Here is an 18,809-nt window from a genome sequence, read left to right on the forward strand (position 1 = left end):
CGCAAGCGGATGACTTTATGGCTGATGACAAATCAAAGGATGCCCAGGCTGAGCGAAACGAAGAAGGCTCATATCTGTTAGGGGCCGAAGTCATTGAGGAGGAGTTGGTTGGCGGGGCCAAGGTGCGCCGTCGCGGTATTTACCTCTTGCCCAACCTTTTTACGACCGCGTCACTGTTTTCCGGGTTCTACGCCATTGTTGCGGCTACGAACGGCGACTTTTCGTACTCGGCCGTCGCTATCTTTATCTCAATGATTCTCGACGGGCTGGATGGTCGTGTAGCACGCATGACCAACACCCAGAGTAAGTTTGGTGAAGAGTACGACAGTCTGGCAGACATGGTGGCTTTCGGGGTGGCGCCTGGGCTCGTGGCTTTCTTCTGGACGCTAAGTGAACTTGGCTCGTTTGGCTGGGCGATCACCTTTATCTACGTGGCGGGGGCAGCACTCAGACTGGCGCGTTTCAATTCGCAGATCGGCTCCACCGATAAGAGGTATTTCGTGGGGTTGCCAAGCCCTTCTGCGGCAGCCGTCGTGGCCGGGCTGGTTTGGTGTTTTGATGGGTTTGACGCTGATGGCTGGCTTCAGGTCCTGACCGTCATCATTGTAGCTGGCGTTGGTCTCCTGATGGTGAGCAATATTCTGTATTACAGTTTCAAAGATTTTGACCTCAAAGGACGCGTGCCTTTCGTTGCTATTCTGGCCGTTGTTCTCATCTTTGTTGTCGTCGCCCAGAGCCCAGGTACAGTGCTCTTTACGGTCTTCCTTCTTTACATGCTGTCGGGTGTCGCACTGGCAGTATTGCGGCGATTGAGAGGCCGGCCTGCGAAGGGAACACCTGGCGGTGATCAGTGAGTTGAGAGAAAGCTGTTGACGAGCGTCTCCATAAGGGTAGAATGCCGGTCGCGGTTGAGGAGTAGTAATAAGCTCGCTCGACCGGGAGGACGCCAAATTTGCAAATTTGTGAACTCTGCAAAAAATACGTTGACTCCCCCGAGGAAGGCAGTAGAATACGCCACCTCGACAAGGCAAACGAAACGCCTTGCGCTCTTTAACAATACGGTCAAGCAATTCGTGTGGGTGCTATCTGGGATAGTCTGATAAAGATTATCAGAGATAGTGACTCGTGAATTGATGCGAGTGATTAACTTTGAGCAGTATTTAAATCCTTCGGGATTTTGCAAGATTAAACTGAAGAGTTTGATCATGGCTCAGATTGAACGCTGGCGGCAGGCTTAACACATGCAAGTCGAGCGGTAACAGGTCCTTCGGGATGCTGACGAGCGGCGGACGGGTGAGTAATGCATGGGAATCTGCCCGGTAATGGGGGATAGCCCGGGGAAACCCGGATTAATACCGCATACGCCCTACGGGGGAAAGCAGGGGATCTTCGGACCTTGCGTTATCGGATGAGCCCATGTCGGATTAGCTAGTTGGTGGGGTAAAGGCCTACCAAGGCGACGATCCGTAGCTGGTTTGAGAGGATGATCAGCCACACTGGGACTGAGACACGGCCCAGACTCCTACGGGAGGCAGCAGTGGGGAATATTGGACAATGGGGGCAACCCTGATCCAGCCATGCCGCGTGTGTGAAGAAGGCTTTCGGGTTGTAAAGCACTTTCAGCGGGGAGGAAGGCTCACAGGTTAATACCCTGTGGGATTGACGTTACCCGCAGAAGAAGCACCGGCTAACTCCGTGCCAGCAGCCGCGGTAATACGGAGGGTGCAAGCGTTAATCGGAATTACTGGGCGTAAAGCGCGCGTAGGCGGTTTGATAAGCAGGATGTGAAAGCCCTGGGCTTAACCTAGGAATGGCATTCTGAACTGTCTGACTGGAGTATGGTAGAGGGTAGTGGAATTTCCTGTGTAGCGGTGAAATGCGTAGATATAGGAAGGAACACCAGTGGCGAAGGCGACTACCTGGACCAATACTGACGCTGAGGTGCGAAAGCGTGGGGAGCAAACAGGATTAGATACCCTGGTAGTCCACGCTGTAAACGATGTCAACTAGTCGTTGGGGATCTTGAATCCTTAGTGACGCAGCTAACGCACTAAGTTGACCGCCTGGGGAGTACGGCCGCAAGGTTAAAACTCAAATGAATTGACGGGGGCCCGCACAAGCGGTGGAGCATGTGGTTTAATTCGACGCAACGCGAAGAACCTTACCTGGCCTTGACATCCTGCGAACCCTCTGGAGACAGAGGGGTGCCTTCGGGAGCGCAGTGACAGGTGCTGCATGGCCGTCGTCAGCTCGTGTCGTGAGATGTTGGGTTAAGTCCCGTAACGAGCGCAACCCCTGTCCTTAGTTACCAGCGATTCGGTCGGGAACTCTAGGGAGACTGCCGGTGACAAACCGGAGGAAGGTGGGGATGACGTCAGGTCATCATGGCCCTTACGGCCAGGGCTACACACGTGCTACAATGGCGCGCACAGAGGGCTGCAAACCCGCGAGGTTGAGCCAATCCCTTAAAACGCGTCGTAGTCCGGATCGGAGTCTGCAACTCGACTCCGTGAAGTCGGAATCGCTAGTAATCGCGAATCAGAATGTCGCGGTGAATACGTTCCCGGGCCTTGTACACACCGCCCGTCACACCATGGGAGTGGATTGCACCAGAAGTAGTTAGTCTAACCGCAAGGAGGACGACTACCACGGTGTGGTTCATGACTGGGGTGAAGTCGTAACAAGGTAGCCGTAGGGGAACCTGCGGCTGGATCACCTCCTTAAACGATGATTGGACTGTTCCAGATTAGCATCCACACGAATTGCTTGACCGAGTAAGAAGAGCAGAAGGGTCAGCAGACCCGGTAGACCTGGGTCTGTAGCTCAGTTGGTTAGAGCGCACCCCTGATAAGGGTGAGGTCGGTGGTTCAAATCCACCCAGACCCACCAGAATCTCGTGATACGGCGTTATCGAAAGACTTGCATAGCAGGCTATGCGGCGCCTTCCGATGCCTTGTCTCACGACATTCTTTAGCCAGGGGCCATAGCTCAGCTGGGAGAGCGCCTGCCTTGCACGCAGGAGGTCGGCGGTTCGATCCCGCCTGGCTCCACCAATTTCCCTCCTGGAAGTTGGCCAACGGTTGCTTGACCGAAAACACGATACGGATAGTAGTGCACAGAAATGAGTCCAGAGCGTTCTGGCCTGATTTCTGATCACTGGGATCAGTTGCTCTTTAACAATGTGGCGAGATAGAAGGCATCGTAACCGATGCGTCAGGCGAGAAGCTTCGGCTTTTTGGGTGACACCAGGGTTACGGTGTTCGAGAGATAATCAAGCGTTATCCGGTGTAATATCGTTGGATTGCAATCTTGAGTCGACGGTGGGTGAGCACAAAAGGACACCCGCGGTTTTGATCAAGCATGAGGTTGTCAGGCAAGGCGCAGGCTGAGCGAGCGAGGGAGCATACATTGGTATGTGACCGAGCGAACGAAGACTGCAACGCAGCATGACAGCCTCAGGCGACGGTCAAAAAGTTGGTTTGGGGTTATATAGTCAAGCAATCAAGCGCACACGGTGGATGCCTTGGCAGTCAGAGGCGATGAAGGACGTTGTAGCCTGCGAAAAGCTTCGGGGAGCTGGCAAACAAGCTTTGATCCGGAGATGTCCGAATGGGGAAACCCACCTGGTTTCGGCCAGGTATCTTGCGCTGAATACATAGGCGTAAGAGGCGAACTCGGGGAACTGAAACATCTAAGTACCCGAAGGAAAAGAAATCAACCGAGATTCCCTAAGTAGCGGCGAGCGAACGGGGACTAGCCCTTAAGCTAGACAACTGGTAGGAGAAGGCCCTGGAAAGAGCCGCCATAGTGGGTGATAGCCCCGTATCCGAAACCTGAGTCTAGTGAAATCGAGTAGGACGGGGCACGAGAAACCTTGTCTGAACATGGGGGGACCATCCTCCAAGGCTAAATACTCCTGACTGACCGATAGTGAACCAGTACCGTGAGGGAAAGGCGAAAAGAACCCCTGTGAGGGGAGTGAAATAGACCCTGAAACCGTGTGCGTACAAGCAGTCGGAGCCGACTTGTTCGGTGACGGCGTACCTTTTGTATAATGGGTCAGCGACTTATGCTTAGTGGCGAGGTTAACCGTATAGGGGAGCCGTAGGGAAACCGAGTCTGAATAGGGCGAATCAGTCGCTAGGTATAGACCCGAAACCGGGCGATCTATCCATGAGCAGGTTGAAGGTGCGGTAACACGCACTGGAGGACCGAACCCACTGTCGTTGAAAAGCCAGGGGATGACTTGTGGATCGGAGTGAAAGGCTAATCAAGCCCGGAGATAGCTGGTTCTCCCCGAAAGCTATTTAGGTAGCGCCTCATGTCTCACTCTCGGGGGTAGAGCACTGTTTCGGCTAGGGGGTCATCTCGACTTACCAACCCGATGCAAACTCCGAATACCGAGAAGTGCAATCATGGGAGACACACGGCGGGTGCTAACGTCCGTCGTGAAGAGGGAAACAACCCAGACCGCCAGCTAAGGTCCCAAAGTTCTAGTTAAGTGGGAAACGATGTGGGAAGGCACAGACAGCTAGGAGGTTGGCTTAGAAGCAGCCATCCTTTAAGGAAAGCGTAATAGCTCACTAGTCGAGTCGGCCTGCGCGGAAGATGTAACGGGGCTCAAACTAGGCACCGAAGCTGCGGATCCGTACTCTGTACGGGTGGTAGGGGAGCGTTCTGTAAGTCTGCGAAGGTGAGTTGAGAAGCTTGCTGGAGATATCAGAAGTGCGAATGCTGACATGAGTAACGATAATGCGGGTGAAAAACCCGCACGCCGGAAGACCAAGGTTTCCTGCGCAACGTTAATCGGCGCAGGGTAAGTCGGCCCCTAAGGCGAGACCGAAAGGTGTAGTCGATGGGAAACGGGTTAATATTCCCGTACTTTTTTATACTGCGATGAGGGGACGGAGAAGGCTAGGTCAGCCGGGTGTTGGATATCCCGGTTCAAGCACGTAGGCAGTGGGATTAGGCAAATCCGGTCCCATAATGCTGAGATGCGAATACGAGTGCCCTTTCAGGGCGCGAAGTGATTGATGCCCTGCTTCCAGGAAAAGCCTCTAAGCTTCAGGTATAAAAGAACCGTACCCCAAACCGACACAGGTGGTCAGGTAGAGAATACCAAGGCGCTTGAGAAAACTCGGGTAAAGGAACTAGGCAAAATGGTGCCGTAACTTCGGGAGAAGGCACGCCGGTATTACGTGAAGCCCCTGCGGGTGGAGCGGAAGCCGGTCGAAGATACCAGGCCCCTGCGACTGTTTATTAAAAACACAGCACTGTGCAAACTCGTAAGAGGACGTATACGGTGTGACGCCTGCCCGGTGCCGGAAGGTTAATTGATGGGGTTAGCTTCGGCGAAGCTCTTGATCGAAGCCCCGGTAAACGGCGGCCGTAACTATAACGGTCCTAAGGTAGCGAAATTCCTTGTCGGGTAAGTTCCGACCTGCACGAATGGCGTAACGATGGGGGCGCTGTCTCTACCCGAGACTCAGTGAAATTGAAATCGCCGTGAAGATGCGGTGTATCCGCGGCTAGACGGAAAGACCCCGTGAACCTTTACTATAGCTTCACAGTGAACTTTGAGCCGTTTTGTGTAGGATAGCTGGGAGGCTTTGAAGCGGTGACGCCAGTCATCGTGGAGCCAACCTTGAAATACCAGCCTGAACTGTTTGAGGTTCTAACTTAGCCCCGTTATCCGGGGCGAGGACACTGTGTGGTGGGTAGTTTGACTGGGGCGGTCTCCTCCTAAAGCGTAACGGAGGAGCACAAAGGTGGGCTAAGCACGGTCGGACATCGTGCGGTTAGTGTAATGGCACAAGCCCGCTTGACTGCGAGACAGACACGTCGAGCAGGTACGAAAGTAGGTCATAGTGATCCGGTGGTTCTGTATGGAAGGGCCATCGCTCAACGGATAAAAGGTACTCCGGGGATAACAGGCTGATACCGCCCAAGAGTTCACATCGACGGCGGTGTTTGGCACCTCGATGTCGGCTCATCACATCCTGGGGCTGAAGCCGGTCCCAAGGGTATGGCTGTTCGCCATTTAAAGTGGTACGCGAGCTGGGTTTAGAACGTCGTGAGACAGTTCGGTCCCTATCTGCCGTGGACGTTGGAGATTTGAGAAGAGCTGCTCCTAGTACGAGAGGACCGGAGTGGACGAACCTCTGGTGTTCGGGTTGTCACGCCAGTGGCATTGCCCGGTAGCTATGTTCGGACAGGATAACCGCTGAAAGCATCTAAGCGGGAAGCCCCCTTCAAGATGAGATCTCCCTGGACCCTCGAGGTCCCTGAAGAGCCGTCCAAGACCAGGACGTTGATAGGTCGGGTGTGTAAGCGCTGCAAGGCGTTGAGCTAACCGATACTAATGACTCGTGCGGCTTGACTATATAACACCCAAGCCAACTTGGCCGGGTAACCTTGATTATCGATCGACGTGAGTCCCTCACGCGTTCTATCTCGCCTTCCCAGTGATCAATCAAACACGCACCGTGCACAACACCGCACCGCGTAACAGTTTGCCTGACGACCATAGCGAGCGGGAACCACCTGATCCCTTTCCGAACTCAGCAGTGAAACCACTCAGCGCCAATGGTAGTGTGGGGATCCCCCATGTGAGAGTAGGTCATCGTCAGGCGCCTAAACCCAAAGCCCCCGGTACAGCTGTACCGGGGGCTTTTTTATGCCCGCCGTTTAATACCCCGGGCCCGGATCACGCCTGACGCCAGCTGCGCCCTGCAGCGCTCGCCTTTGTCTTGCCTGCTCAAATTGGTTAGAGCGCAGGCCAGGACGGGGGCCCTCTGCCAGCTATTTTTGAATCTCTTACCGTGCCCTGCCGCGCAGAGTGATTGCTGTTCAGGCCGGACGGTCGACCCTTGATACGGTACAATAGGGGCCAATCCACCATGTTCACCTGATTATGAATGAAGCTCTGCGTCAGTATTATCTGCAACAGTGCGGCATAACTCTCTGGTATGCCCGGACGCCTCAGCCCGGGGCGGCACCCTCTGCCGACATGGTCTTTGTTGGCGACCAGAGCCCGGCCAGCTTAAAAAAAATCGACCCCCCGCAGCAGGTGCTGCCTGAAGCCCGTCCCGCGACGGTCGTTAAAGAGAATGGGGCTGGCGACGCGGTCGGGCCTGTTTCATCTCGAGTTGCAGGACTCCGCTCTGAAAGCGCACTGCCAGTAAAACCGGTGTCGCCAGTTCCTGTTACGGAAGCTTCTCTGCAAGTCGATCTTCGTATTGTCTCTACAGAAGATCTGGTGGTCATCGCATCGCTTGGTGATGGAGTTTCCTCGGCAACGCAGGATGCGTTGTTCGCTGCCATTTGCCAGTTATTGAAGTGCTGGAGCGGGAGTGATGCAGTGCAGTCGGTGTCATGGCCCGTGTTTGCAAATCGGCGAGTGCCCGGCGCCGACGATTCAGGGTTAGAACGACTGCTCTCAGCCCGGCTGCATCCCTTTGCTTCACGACCGTGGTTGGGAATCGGACCCGAGATGGGAGCCATCTTTGGTTCGCTTGACCGTGACAGCACCAGTGGTCTTGGAGCCCGTGTTCTGTATGAGTTGAGTCTGGCTGAGCTCGCTTGTTCAGGTAGCGCGAAGCGGGAGCTCTGGCATGCCATCTCTGAAAGCGCGATCAGCCACCAGATAAGGCGATGAGATGCGTGCGCCGTATGTCACCATTCCAGAAGAGCAATGCCATTTCGGTGAGCTGTCTTTGCATGACCTGGGTTCTATCCTTTCTATAGAGCGAAGCGGGCATGCATTTCCGTGGACCGAAACGGTATTCAAAGACTGTTTCAAGCCAGGCTACGACTGCTGGGGCTTATGGAGCGGAGGCGAATTGCATGGCTTTGCCATCTTGGCGCGACAATATGATGAACTGCACTTACTGAATCTGTGCATTCACCGCTCCTTTCAAGGGGCTGGGTTAGGGCGCCGGCTACTCCGCTATGCAGTAGCGCAGGCTCAGGCAGCCTCTGCACGGTGTATGCTCCTGGAAGTCCGGGCATCCAATCGCGCCGCCATTGCGCTTTACGTAAATGAAGGGTTTGCGACTATTGGGTACCGCAAAGACTATTACCCGGCCGGGAATGGAAGAGAAGACGCACAGGTTATGTCGCTGAATCTTCACCACTCGCCTTAGCCCGGATTTCTCATGAGGAGGAAGGAAAAAGCGGCTTAAAGTGGTAACATTTCAGGACCTTACACCAAAAACGAACCACCAGAAGCCGCATCCAAAATGGTACCCGAAAAGCTGACCTTCTCGCCACTGTTCCGCCGTCAGATTGAAGCCGATTTCTCCGGAGGCCACATCACCTCCGATGCTGGCTTGTTGTTATTACGCGAAGTCGATAAGCAACACCAGTTAACCCAGCGACTGGCCGAGACTCTGGTCGATCAGCGGGATTCCACGATGGTTCGTCACCAACTCGATACCATGGTCCGGCAACGGGTCTACGGCGTGGCCGGCGGATACGAAGACCTGAATGACCATGAAGCGCTACGCTTTGATCAGGCGCTGCAATCCGCCACGGGTGAGGTCTCCGTCCTGGCCGGCAAGTCCACGCTCTGCCGAATGGAACAGGCCGTGGACCGGCAAACCATCGTGAAGGCCCATGAGCTGCTCTGGCATCATTTCATTGAGCAGCACGACAAGCCGCCAAAGGAAATCGTGCTGGATTTCGACGGCACGGATATTCCGGTGCACGGCGACCAGCCGGGCAAGTTCTTCAACCGGTACTACGATCACCACTGCTACTTCCCGCTGTATGTCTTCTGCGGACGGCACCTGCTGGTGAGCTATCTGCGCACCAGTAATCGGGGTGATGCCCGGCACAGCTGGGCCATTCTAGCCCTATTGGTGCGGTTTATCCGGCGCTACTGGTCAGAAACCCGCATTGTGTTCCGGGGTGATTCCCACTTCTGCAAGCCCCGAATCCTGGCCTGGTGTGACCACAACCAGGTGGATTACATCGTGGGCATGGCGCGCAATACGCGGCTGGAAACCCTGGCGGCACCCGCCATGGACAAGGTCCAGGAATATCATGAAGCCACCGGCGACAAGCTGGCCGTTACGTTCCGCTTTAACTACAAGGCCCGAAGCTGGCAGCAGGAACGGCTGGTCGTCGCCCGCCTGGAATACGGCCCCCAGGGTCCGAATCCCCGCTTCGTCATCAGCTCCCGCTACGACGAGGGGTTCAAGCTCTACTACGAACAGTATTGCGCCCGCGGTGACATGGAAAACCGGATCAAGGATCAGCAGCTGGATCTGTTTGCCGACCGCACATCGAGTACCCAATGGTGGACCAATCAGTGGCGGCTGATACTCTCCGGCTTTGCCTACACCCTATTCGAGCGTCTGCGGGTGCATCTGAAAAGCACGCCCTTCGAGCGCATGAGCGCTGGCACCCTGCGGTTGAAACTGATCAAGGTCGGCGCTGTGATCATCCGCAATACCCGCCGAATCCGGGTGTTGATGAGTGATAGCTATCCGTATAAGACAGAATTATCAGCCCTGGTTCAGCGGCTGGTGCCCACCTAGATCAGCGGGCTCCCCCGGCCCGTCAGTAATGGGGGAAAGGGGGAATTGTGTCTGCACATCAGGAATTGATTAATATCTGATCAAAAAACCCCGGACGAGACACCGAAAACCGGGATATCCTCAGGCATCCGCCCATCAGGGACTACTATGAGAAATCCGGGTTAGGCTGTTGCACGTTATGTGCTTCCAGGGCTGACTGATATAATTTCGCCCCAAGATCCATTCACTTTTACATTACGGGCATTCGAATGAGTTCAATCGCGCAAGAGGTTGGCAAGCGCCGTACCTTTGCCATTATTTCCCACCCAGATGCCGGCAAAACAACAATTACTGAAAAGGTGCTGCTTTTTGGCCATGCATTGCAGCGCGCCGGGACGGTAAAAGGGAAGAAGTCGGGGCAGCACGCGAAGTCCGACTGGATGGAAATGGAGAAAGAGCGGGGCATTTCCGTTACAACGTCCGTTATGCAGTTTCCTTACGCTGACGCCTTGGTAAACCTTCTCGACACTCCTGGTCACGAAGACTTCTCGGAGGATACTTACCGTACGCTTACCGCTGTGGACAGCTGTCTCATGGTAATCGATGCGGCCAAAGGGGTGGAGGAGAGAACCGTAAAGTTGATGGAAGTGACGCGCCTCCGCGATACGCCCATTCTGACTTTCATGAACAAGCTCGATCGAGATGTTCGGGACCCGGTTGAGGTCATGGATGAGGTAGAGGAGGTTCTTAAGATCGCTTGCGCCCCGATCACCTGGCCTATCGGTATGGGTAAGAACTTCAAAGGTGTGTACCACCTCCTGCGGGACGAAGTCATCCTGTACCGTTCGGGTCAAGGTGACAGGATCCAGGAGGTCCGCCGTATTGCCGGACTCGACAATCCCGAGTTGAATGCGGTGCTGGGCGCGTGGGCGGATGACTTGAGGGAAGAGGTGGAGCTTGTCAAAGGCGCGTCGCACGAGTTCGACCTTGACGCATTTCTTGAGGGTCGGTTAACCCCTGTATTTTTCGGCACCGCCTTAGGGAATTTCGGGGTAGACCACATGTTGGACGGTCTGGTTGAGTGGGCGCCCACGCCGAAGCCCAGAGAGACCGAGTCAGGCATTGTTTCTCCTTTCGACGAAACTTTCTCGGGATTCGTTTTCAAGATACAGGCAAACATGGACCCAAATCACCGCGACCGGATCGCGTTCATGCGAATCGTCTCGGGCCGTTATGAGCAAGGCATGAAACTGCGTCACGTGCGGTTGGGTAAAGAGGTACGGGTTGCGGACGCCCTGACATTTATGGCGGGCGATCGTGAACGCGCAGAAGAGGCTTTTGCCGGGGATATCATTGGGCTACATAATCACGGCACGATCCAGCTGGGAGATACCTTTACTGGCGGGCCCAGCTTTCGGTTTACCGGTATACCCAATTTTGCTCCTGAGCTGTTCCGCCGCATTCGTCTGAAAGACCCGCTAAAGGCCAAGCAGTTGCAAAAAGGGCTGCTCCAGCTTTCAGAAGAAGGCGCTGTTCAGGTTTTCAGGCCCCTGCGAAACAATGACCTTATAGTCGGTGCAGTCGGCGTGTTGCAGTTTGATGTAGTGGTCGCGCGCCTGAGAAGTGAATACAAGGTTGATGCACTGTACGAGCCGATCAATGTAGCGACAGCGCGCTGGGTGACCGCTGAGGATCCCAGGGTATTAGAGGCATTTCAGAGCAAGTGCTACGATAACGTGGCGCTGGACGGCAGTGATAATCTTGCATACATCGCACCCACGATGGTGAATCTACAGCTTGCTATGGAAAGGCATCCTGAGGTTCAGTTCCATAAAACAAAGGAACGTTAGTCGATTCTTTTAGATGCAATGCTTGGCAGGGAGGCCAAAAATGAACTATTCGCTTATTGACGCGCACTGTCATCTGGACTTTCCAGTGTTCGAAGGGGAGGTTCAGAAAATTCTGGATGAAATGCAGTCGGCCGGTATAGAGCGAATAGTCATTCCGGGGGTGCGGCGCGAGGATTGGAGCCGGGTGCTCGAGGTTGCCGCACGGGACCGAAGACTCAGCCCCTGCTTGGGCATTCACCCCTGGTACGTGGAGGAGCATGACGACGCCGACATTGCTGAGTTGGACCGCATGCTGATTGCATCAGATTGTGTGGCGCTCGGAGAGTGTGGGCTTGATCGGATCTTCGGTGACGTTGAGCAGCAGCTTCCGCTATTCGAGGCTCAAGTGGAGATTGCGTGCCAGCGCGAGTGGCCCCTTGTCGTTCACTCAGTGCGAACTCATGAGCCGATGATGAAAGCGCTCGATCGGCAAAACATCAGGGCCGGCGTGCTCATCCATGCTTTCGCCGGCAGTCCGGAGCAAGCCTCCCAGATGACATCCAAAGGTGTTCTCTTGGGTGTAGGTGGGGTGATCACCTACGAGCGCGCCCGCAAATCACGGGCGGCGATTGCGGAGGCACCGCTTGAAAGCCTGGTGCTAGAGACCGACGCTCCAGATATGCCGCCGGAAGGGGTTGAGAAGGGGCACAACAGCCCGCTAAATCTCGGGCGCGTGTTTAAAGCACTATGCGACTTAAGGTCCGAATCCCCTGGCGTTCTGGCGGATGCGCTTAATTCAAACGCCCGTCGCTTCTTCCGTTTCTAGGGTACGTTGATTCGAACAGTTAGTTTTCCCCGGGACGACGCGTTAGGGTTGGCACGGGAATTAGAATCGAGTAGAATTCGCGCCCTGGCTTGCAATGGAGCCCGACGATACCAGCCCCGGTTGTCGCCTCCTTGTAACCACCGACTTCCTCCTCCGGATTCTGGCCTTATAGGCAGGTCTGCGGGAGTATTTACTGTTTTTAAAGGCGAGAACGATGAAGACTTTAAGTGCGAAACCAGAAACCGTAAAGCGCGACTGGTACGTGGTCGACGCAGCGGGCAAGACGCTTGGCCGTCTCTCTACGGAAATCGCCCATCGTCTGCGGGGCAAGCATAAGCCGGAATTTACGCCCCACGTGGATACGGGTGACTACATCGTAGTCCTGAATGCCGAGAAGATCCGTGTGACGGGCAAGAAGGCCCGTAACAAGACATATTACCGCCATACCGGTTTTCCAGGTGGTATCCGGTCAGCTACCTTTGAGCAGTTGATCGAGAGCAAGCCGGAGCGGGTAATCGAGCATGCGGTCAAAGGCATGCTGCCGCGTGGCCCCCTGGGTCGGGCTATGTTCAAAAAGCTGAAAGTGTACGCTGGAACAGCGCATCCTCATACAGCACAACAGCCCAAAGAACTGGACATTTAACGGAAGGCGGATATGGCAGCAGCACAGAATTACGGCACTGGCCGTCGCAAAAACTCAACCGCTCGGGTATTTATAACCCCGGGTAGCGGTAACATCTCTATCAATGGGCATGGTCTGGACAAGTTTTTTGGTCGCGAGACGCTCAGAATGATTGTTCGTCAGCCTTTGGTTGTGGCGGATGCAGAGCGTCGCTTCGACATCAAGGTCACGGTACGCGGAGGCGGTTCCAGTGGGCAGGCGGGTGCTATTCGTCACGGTTTGACGCGAGCCCTGATGGACTACGACGAGACTCTTCGTCCTTCCCTTCGGAAAGCTGGCTACGTCACGCGTGATGACCGCGAAGTCGAGAGGAAAAAGGTCGGTTTGCGGAAAGCCCGCAAGCGTCCACAGTACTCCAAGCGTTAAGCACCACCCGTACGCGAGTGCCAGGAAGACCCGACCATTGTGTCGGGTTTTTTGTTTATTGGCTGGACCCAGGTAGCGCACTGCTTCAGAAAGGCTATAACTCAAAGCCTTTACTTGTAAGCCAAGGGCAATTTCATTACCATTTGGTCCGCTTTTCCGTGCTCGTACAGAAGAGTAGTCCGAATATTCCGTCGCTCTCGCTACACTACTGATAGTGCTTGTGCCACCCTGTGCGGAGCGCCTTCCAAGGCGACATGGTGCTAACGCATTATTTAGTCTACAGAGAGCTGCTCGTGCTGTTTGCTGCAAGCTGTTGAGGTAATGCCGGGATCATTCTGTTGCATGGTGGCTTTATAGCCACTCTGACTGGCAGCCGGGGCAATCGCCTTGGTCTGGCTGAAAGACAAAATTTAATAAACGAAGTTCCTGAAGTCTGTTCCAGTGCGCGATTGGCTATTACCTCCGCGCTGTCCTGATGGGAGAAAATCCGATATGAATAATGGCGACGTGAACCAAGGCCGCCGCCGCTTCCTGATCGGCGCTACGTCGGTTGTGGGTGGCATAGGCATGGTGGGGGTGGCGGTGCCGTTCGTTGCCTCCTGGCAGCCAAGTGCCAAGGCGGAGGCGGCCGGTGCGCCGGTGCGGGTCGACGTGAGCAAGCTCGAGGTCGGGCAACAGATTACTGTGAGCTGGCGTGGCATGCCGGTGTGGATCGTTCGCCGAGGCGAAGAGATGAACAACAGTATTCCGAAGCTCAGCGATACTGTGCACGATTTTGCCGAAAACGCGCCTGAATACATTGAGGATGAGTACCGGTCACTAAGACGGGAAATTGGCGTTTACGTTGGGATCTGTACCCATCTGGGTTGTGTCCCTTCGTACCGCCCGGAAGTAGCCCCGGCAGATCTGGGCGATGAGTGGCTTGGTGGCTTCTTTTGCCCCTGCCATGGGACCAAGTATGACCTGGCAGGCCGGGTATATAACAATCAGCCCGCGCCAATGAACCTTGAAGTGCCGCCAAACCGCTACGAGGGTGAGACAACCCTCGTGGTGGGCGAAGATCCGGAGGAAGCATAATGTCCAAGCTCCTTAACTGGATTGACGATCGCCTGCCGGTCATCAATGCCTTCGAAAAACACATGAGCAAGTACTACGCTCCGAAGAACTTCAATTTCTGGTACTTCTTCGGCTCCCTTGCGCTTCTTGTTCTGGTGAACCAGCTGGTCACCGGGATCTGGTTGACCATGAGCTATAACCCCTCTGCAGAGGGCGCGTTTGCCTCGGTCGAGTACATTATGCGCGACGTGGAATGGGGCTGGCTGCTGCGCTATCTGCACTCTACCGGTGCATCTGCCTTTTTCGCCGTTGTCTATCTGCACATGTTCCGCGGCATGCTCTATGGTTCCTACCAGAAGCCCCGGGAGTTGGTCTGGATCTTCGGTATGGCGATCTATCTGGTACTCATGGCCGAAGCATTCATGGGCTATTTGCTGCCCTGGGGCCAGATGTCCTATTGGGGTGCGCAGGTAATCGTCAACCTGTTCGGTGCAATACCCGTGATCGGTGAGGACCTTTCACTCTGGATCCGGGGCGACTACCTGATTTCCGGAATCACCCTGAACCGATTCTTCGCTCTCCACGTCATTGCCCTGCCTCTGGTGCTTGTGGCGCTTGTGGTTCTGCATATTCTGGCCTTGCATGAAGTTGGCTCCAATAACCCGCTTGGTGTGGATATCAAAAAACACAAGGATGAGAATGGCATTCCGCGTGATGGCATTCCGTTCCATCCCTATTACACGGTGCATGACCTCCTGGGCGTAGCTGTGTTTCTTTTTGTCTTCTGTATCATCGTGTTTTTCTTCCCCGAAATGGGCGGCTATTTCCTTGAAAAGCCAAACTTTGAGCCGGCTAACTCGCTGAAAACACCGGAGCACATCGCACCTGTCTGGTACTTCACGCCGTTCTACGCCATGCTCCGGGCTGTAACCGTGGATCTGTTCGGGTTATCCGCGAAGTTCTGGGGTGTTGTGGTCATGGGCGCTGCTATAGCCGTGTTGTTTGTTTTGCCCTGGCTGGATCGCAGTCGTGTGAAAGCGCTTCGATACAAAGGCTGGGCCAGCAAAATTGGCATAGTAGTGTTCGCTATAGTGTTTGTGATACTGGGCGTGTGCGGCGTTTTGGCGCCGGGTGCCCAGCCATCCTGGCTGGCCCCCTTATGTACCGCGCTGTACTTCGGCTACTTCATCCTGATGCCGGTATTCACCAGCATGGAAAAAACAAAACAGGTACCGGAGAGGGTGACAGGCTAATGAAAAAGCTACTTCTGTTTTTGGCCCTGGCTGTGCTGCCAACTCTGGCTATGGGGGCATCGACTTCCCATCCGCTGGATGACATCAGTCCGGCACTGAGTGACAAGGAATCACTGCAGCGTGGCGCTGCCTTGTTCACCAACTATTGTCTCGGATGTCACTCCATGGAGTACATGCGTCACAAGCACATTCAGGAATACCTTGAGATTCCGGTCGAGCTCTACGCTGAAAACCTGATCTTCAACGACCAAGGCGTAGGCGACCTGATGAAGATCGCCATGCCGAAAGAGCAGGCGGGCAACTGGTTCGGTCAGGCGCCCCCCGATCTTACCCTTGAAGCGCGGCTGCGCGGTGCCGACTGGATATATTCCTACCTGCGTGGTTTTTATCAGGACGAGACCCGCCCAATGGGCGTAAATAACGTGGTCTTCCCAAATGTTGGCATGCCCCATGTTCTGGATAAGCTGCAGGGACTATGTGCGGAAGAACCTAAAATAGGCTCACGGCCGTCCATGGATCCGCTCAGCGGCAACGTCAAGAATGGCACAGTATGTGGTGAGTGGGTGTTCGAGGGCAGCATGGATCCGGCGGAGTTTGATCGCGCGATGTTCGACCTCACCAACTTCCTGGTCTACGTCGGCGAACCGGCTCAGGTAGTTCGCAAAGAGTTGGGGATATACGTTCTTATTTTTATTGCGATTTTCTTCGTGTTTGCGTACCTGCTCAACAGAGAGTACTGGAAAGACGTGCATTGAGAAATCGGGTATAATCTCTCCTCTCGAGTTTAGCGGGTGGCCCAGGCTGCCCGTTATGCTTTTATAACTTGCCGTCCCGTCTGACCAATTCCGGAGTGCTGCCATGGGCGTTGTGACCAAGCGGTCATCAATGACATTCTTCTCAGATCCGACCAGCCATTACAGCCATCGTGTGCGTATTGTGCTGGCAGAAAAGGGTGTGACCGTCGATGTGGTTGATGTCGACCCGGATAACCCGCCAAAAGATCTGGCGGATGTTAATCCCTACAATCAGTTGCCGACCCTGGTCGATAGAGACCTTGTGCTCTTTGAACCGAACATCATGATGGAGTATCTGGATGAGCGTTTCCCTCATCCTCCACTCCTGCCGGTGTACCCGGTTGCTCGAGCGCAGAGCCGCCTGATGATGTACAGAATAGGGCGTGACTGGTGCACGCTGGTGGATCGAATTCAGCTCGCGCCCAATAGCAAGGATGCCGACAGCGCCCGCAAAGAACTGAGAGAAGGTCTTCTTGCAGCTGTTCCGCTTTTCGATGACGCCCCTTTCTTCCTGAATGAAGAGTTCACCATCGTTGACTGTTGTGTAGCGCCGATCCTTTGGCGGCTGACTCATCTCGGTGTTGACCTTCCGGAGAAGCAGGCCAAGCCGATCTACAAATACATGGAACGCATATTTGAGCGGGATGGGTTCAAGGCAAGCCTTTCTGATACTGAAGAGGACATGGCTAACTAATTTAGCTCCTGCTCGAGTAGCGCTGTCTGAGCTTAGCAAGACGGCAGGGAGGCTCGTGCTATTGGTCCGCCGTTCTGATCCGTTTTCGCTGGAGGTGTCATGAGTTCCAAGCTGTCGGGTATGCGCTCGAGTCGTCCCTACCTCGTGAGAGCACTCAGCGATTGGATTCTTGATAACAATGCTACCCCTCACGTTGTTGTTGACGCGGGTATGGCGGGCGTCCATGTGCCGAGCGATTTTGTCGCGAATGGCCAAATCGTACTGAACATCAGCCCGTCTGCTGTCAGAGGGCTTTCCCTCGAAAATGAAGCCCTGCAATTCAGTGCGCGCTTTGGGGGCGTACCGATGCAAGTGTACGTGCCCATGAACGCCGTACTGGCAATCTATGCGAAGGAAAACGGACAGGGGATGGTTTTTGGGCAAGAGCCAGGCGATCCAGACCCTGACTCGGGCCCGGCGGGAACAGCGACGGGTAAAGAGAGCGCTGGATCGGAGCAGGGCACCCGAGGCAGTGGCAAGCCAAAGCTGAAAGTCGTGAAGTAGAGCTGGACGTGCTGCGCGCAAGACGCGCAGAGGTTTGGCTATGAGCCGGGAAAAGTGTCTATGAGCCGGGAAAAGTATTGGTTCTCACGAGACCAGGGGCCCGTGCAGATTAGAACACGCGGCTCATATTGTGGTGCGACTCAGGTGGTGGGTCGCTCTTCTTTCCGTAATCCAAAGCAGAAGCTGGCTGACTGCCCCAGGCTGGCTCGGGCCAGCACTCGGCCTGATCTTCGGCTCAGAAAAAACCGTTCTCCTAATTGCCGAAAAGCAGTTTTTCCACCAGCCCGCACAAGCTATTAAGTACGACCAGTACCACCTCGCTTGTCATACCGGGGCTCAGGTGGGGCAGGCAGATCTCAGTATCCCTGTTGCTAAGCAGTGCCGATAAGTCCCTGTCTTCTCCGGCTGTAACCGCAATAACAAGCATCTGCCGTTCATGCGCTGCCTGGATTGCCTGGATCAGATTGGCCCGGTTTCCATCATCTGAGACGACGAACAGGATGTCTCCATCCTTGCCCAGGCCCCTTATCTGTCGGGAGAACGTTTCGTTAAATCGACTGTCTCGGCAGATCGCGGCAAACGTCGTGGCATCGCTTCCCAGGTTTATCGCAGGTAACGCCGGCCGGTCGTGTTCGTACCTATTGAGGAGGCACGTACAGAAGTACTGAGCGAGCGTGTTGGCGGTACCGTTGCCGCAGGCGAGAATGCGACCGTCCCCCAGTAACGTTTCGACCAGCAGCTCGGCAGCTTGGCTCAGAGCCGGGGTAATGGCGCCTGCGCTCTGCGCAACAGCTTCCATGTGCTCGGCGAAGTGGCGCGTTATGTAGTCAGCGTTGTCATTAATCACTATGGCGATGTGCTCGTGTTATGCGGACGCGTCAAACGCGTTGTCGATCCAGTGGACTCTGGATCGTCCCAGCAGCGTCTGGTTAATCGCAAGTACATCAAACCGGCACGGGCAATCGAGCCGAGTATATAAGAGGTAGTGTTGCGCGGCGCGAATAAGGCGGCGCTGTTTACTGCGTGTGACTGATTCTTCGCCGCTAGCAAAGCTGCTATTGCCGCGGTAGCGGACTTCCACGAATACCAGGGTGTCTCCGTGCCTGGCTATCAGGTCTATTTCTCCAGCTTTGCATCGGTAATTGCGCGCCTGAATGGTCATCCCCTGCTTCAACAGATAGCGTTCTGCCAGTGCTTCATTGTCCTGCCCCAGCTTTTGTCGGTCGATCTTCCGTGACATTGACG

General features: G+C 54.9%; 15 protein-coding genes, 2 tRNA genes and 3 rRNA genes. 18 read left to right on the plus strand and 2 right to left on the minus strand.

The features are described from left to right. Positions 1-17: 17 nt before the first annotated feature. The 18 genes from pssA (at position 18) to soil367_RS03805 (ending at position 17,564) form a co-directional block, all read left to right on the plus strand. A complete protein-coding gene (gene pssA / locus soil367_RS03720; RefSeq protein WP_136547026.1) occupies positions 18-854 on the plus strand; it encodes a CDP-diacylglycerol--serine O-phosphatidyltransferase in 837 nt (278 codons plus the stop codon). A 333-nt stretch (positions 855-1,187) separates the two neighbouring features. Beyond that, positions 1,188-2,723 (plus strand): 16S ribosomal RNA (locus soil367_RS03725). A gap of 89 nt (positions 2,724-2,812) precedes the next feature. Then, a tRNA-Ile gene (locus tag soil367_RS03730) sits at positions 2,813-2,889 on the plus strand. Positions 2,890-2,977: 88 nt separating this feature from the next. Then, positions 2,978-3,053, plus strand: a tRNA-Ala gene (locus soil367_RS03735). 438 nt (positions 3,054-3,491) lie between these two features. After that, positions 3,492-6,383, plus strand: a 23S ribosomal RNA gene (locus soil367_RS03740). Positions 6,384-6,515: 132 nt separating this feature from the next. Continuing rightward, a 5S ribosomal RNA gene (gene rrf, locus soil367_RS03745) occupies positions 6,516-6,631 on the plus strand. The 16S, 23S and 5S rRNA genes sit together here with 2 tRNA genes alongside, the layout of an rRNA operon. Before the next feature lie 378 nt (positions 6,632-7,009). Beyond that, positions 7,010-7,657 carry a hypothetical protein gene (locus soil367_RS03750; RefSeq protein ID WP_136547028.1) on the plus strand — a complete coding sequence of 216 codons (648 nt, stop codon included), beginning with the start codon at positions 7,010-7,012 and terminating at the stop codon, positions 7,655-7,657. Between the two features lies 1 nt (position 7,658). Beyond that, the gene (gene rimI, locus soil367_RS19170; RefSeq protein WP_425459962.1) at positions 7,659-8,144 is read left to right on the plus strand and encodes a ribosomal protein S18-alanine N-acetyltransferase; all 486 of its coding nucleotides are present in this window, start codon (positions 7,659-7,661) and stop codon (positions 8,142-8,144) included. A gap of 96 nt (positions 8,145-8,240) precedes the next feature. Next, entirely contained in the window at positions 8,241-9,542 is a 1,302-nt protein-coding gene (locus soil367_RS03760) for an IS1380 family transposase (protein WP_136545945.1), read from the plus strand. A gap of 248 nt (positions 9,543-9,790) precedes the next feature. Next, entirely contained in the window at positions 9,791-11,371 is a 1,581-nt protein-coding gene (gene prfC / locus soil367_RS03765) for a peptide chain release factor 3 (protein ID WP_136547031.1), read from the plus strand. A gap of 40 nt (positions 11,372-11,411) precedes the next feature. Next, a complete protein-coding gene (locus soil367_RS03770) occupies positions 11,412-12,176 on the plus strand; it encodes a TatD family hydrolase (RefSeq protein ID WP_136547033.1) in 765 nt (254 codons plus the stop codon). A gap of 214 nt (positions 12,177-12,390) precedes the next feature. Next, positions 12,391-12,819 carry a 50S ribosomal protein L13 gene (rplM, locus tag soil367_RS03775; protein WP_136547035.1) on the plus strand — a complete coding sequence of 143 codons (429 nt, stop codon included), beginning with the start codon at positions 12,391-12,393 and terminating at the stop codon, positions 12,817-12,819. Positions 12,820-12,831: 12 nt separating this feature from the next. Next, complete coding sequence (gene rpsI, locus soil367_RS03780; RefSeq protein ID WP_136547037.1) at positions 12,832-13,224, plus strand: 30S ribosomal protein S9; 393 nt, start codon at positions 12,832-12,834, stop codon at positions 13,222-13,224. A 492-nt stretch (positions 13,225-13,716) separates the two neighbouring features. Then, the gene (gene petA, locus soil367_RS03785; RefSeq protein ID WP_136547039.1) at positions 13,717-14,301 is read left to right on the plus strand and encodes a ubiquinol-cytochrome c reductase iron-sulfur subunit; all 585 of its coding nucleotides are present in this window, start codon (positions 13,717-13,719) and stop codon (positions 14,299-14,301) included. Beyond that, positions 14,298-15,533 carry a cytochrome b gene (locus soil367_RS03790; RefSeq protein WP_216642807.1) on the plus strand — a complete coding sequence of 412 codons (1,236 nt, stop codon included), beginning with the start codon at positions 14,298-14,300 and terminating at the stop codon, positions 15,531-15,533. The genes petA and soil367_RS03790 overlap by 4 nt, the downstream gene beginning before the upstream one ends. Next, positions 15,533-16,288: a cytochrome c1 gene (locus soil367_RS03795; protein WP_136547043.1), complete on the plus strand. Its 756-nt coding sequence runs from the start codon at positions 15,533-15,535 to the stop codon at positions 16,286-16,288. The genes soil367_RS03790 and soil367_RS03795 overlap by 1 nt, the downstream gene beginning before the upstream one ends. 103 nt (positions 16,289-16,391) lie before the next feature. Continuing rightward, positions 16,392-17,021, plus strand: a complete 630-nt coding sequence (locus tag soil367_RS03800) for a glutathione S-transferase N-terminal domain-containing protein (RefSeq protein ID WP_136547045.1) — start codon at positions 16,392-16,394, stop codon at positions 17,019-17,021. Positions 17,022-17,141: 120 nt separating this feature from the next. After that, entirely contained in the window at positions 17,142-17,564 is a 423-nt protein-coding gene (locus tag soil367_RS03805) for a ClpXP protease specificity-enhancing factor (protein ID WP_136550506.1), read from the plus strand. Between the two features lie 253 nt (positions 17,565-17,817). Here soil367_RS03805 and soil367_RS03810 read toward each other — a convergent pair whose 3' ends face one another. Together soil367_RS03810 and soil367_RS03815 are read right to left on the minus strand one after the other, a co-directional pair. After that, a complete protein-coding gene (locus soil367_RS03810) occupies positions 17,818-18,411 on the minus strand; it encodes a D-sedoheptulose-7-phosphate isomerase (RefSeq protein ID WP_246065506.1) in 594 nt (197 codons plus the stop codon). Between the two features lie 18 nt (positions 18,412-18,429). Continuing rightward, positions 18,430-18,804: a YraN family protein gene (locus tag soil367_RS03815; RefSeq protein ID WP_172962256.1), complete on the minus strand. Its 375-nt coding sequence runs from the start codon at positions 18,802-18,804 to the stop codon at positions 18,430-18,432. Positions 18,805-18,809: the final 5 nt, after the last annotated feature.

It is taken from the genome of Hydrocarboniclastica marina, from assembly GCF_004851605.1.
Classification (GTDB): domain Bacteria; phylum Pseudomonadota; class Gammaproteobacteria; order Pseudomonadales; family Oleiphilaceae; genus Hydrocarboniclastica; species Hydrocarboniclastica marina.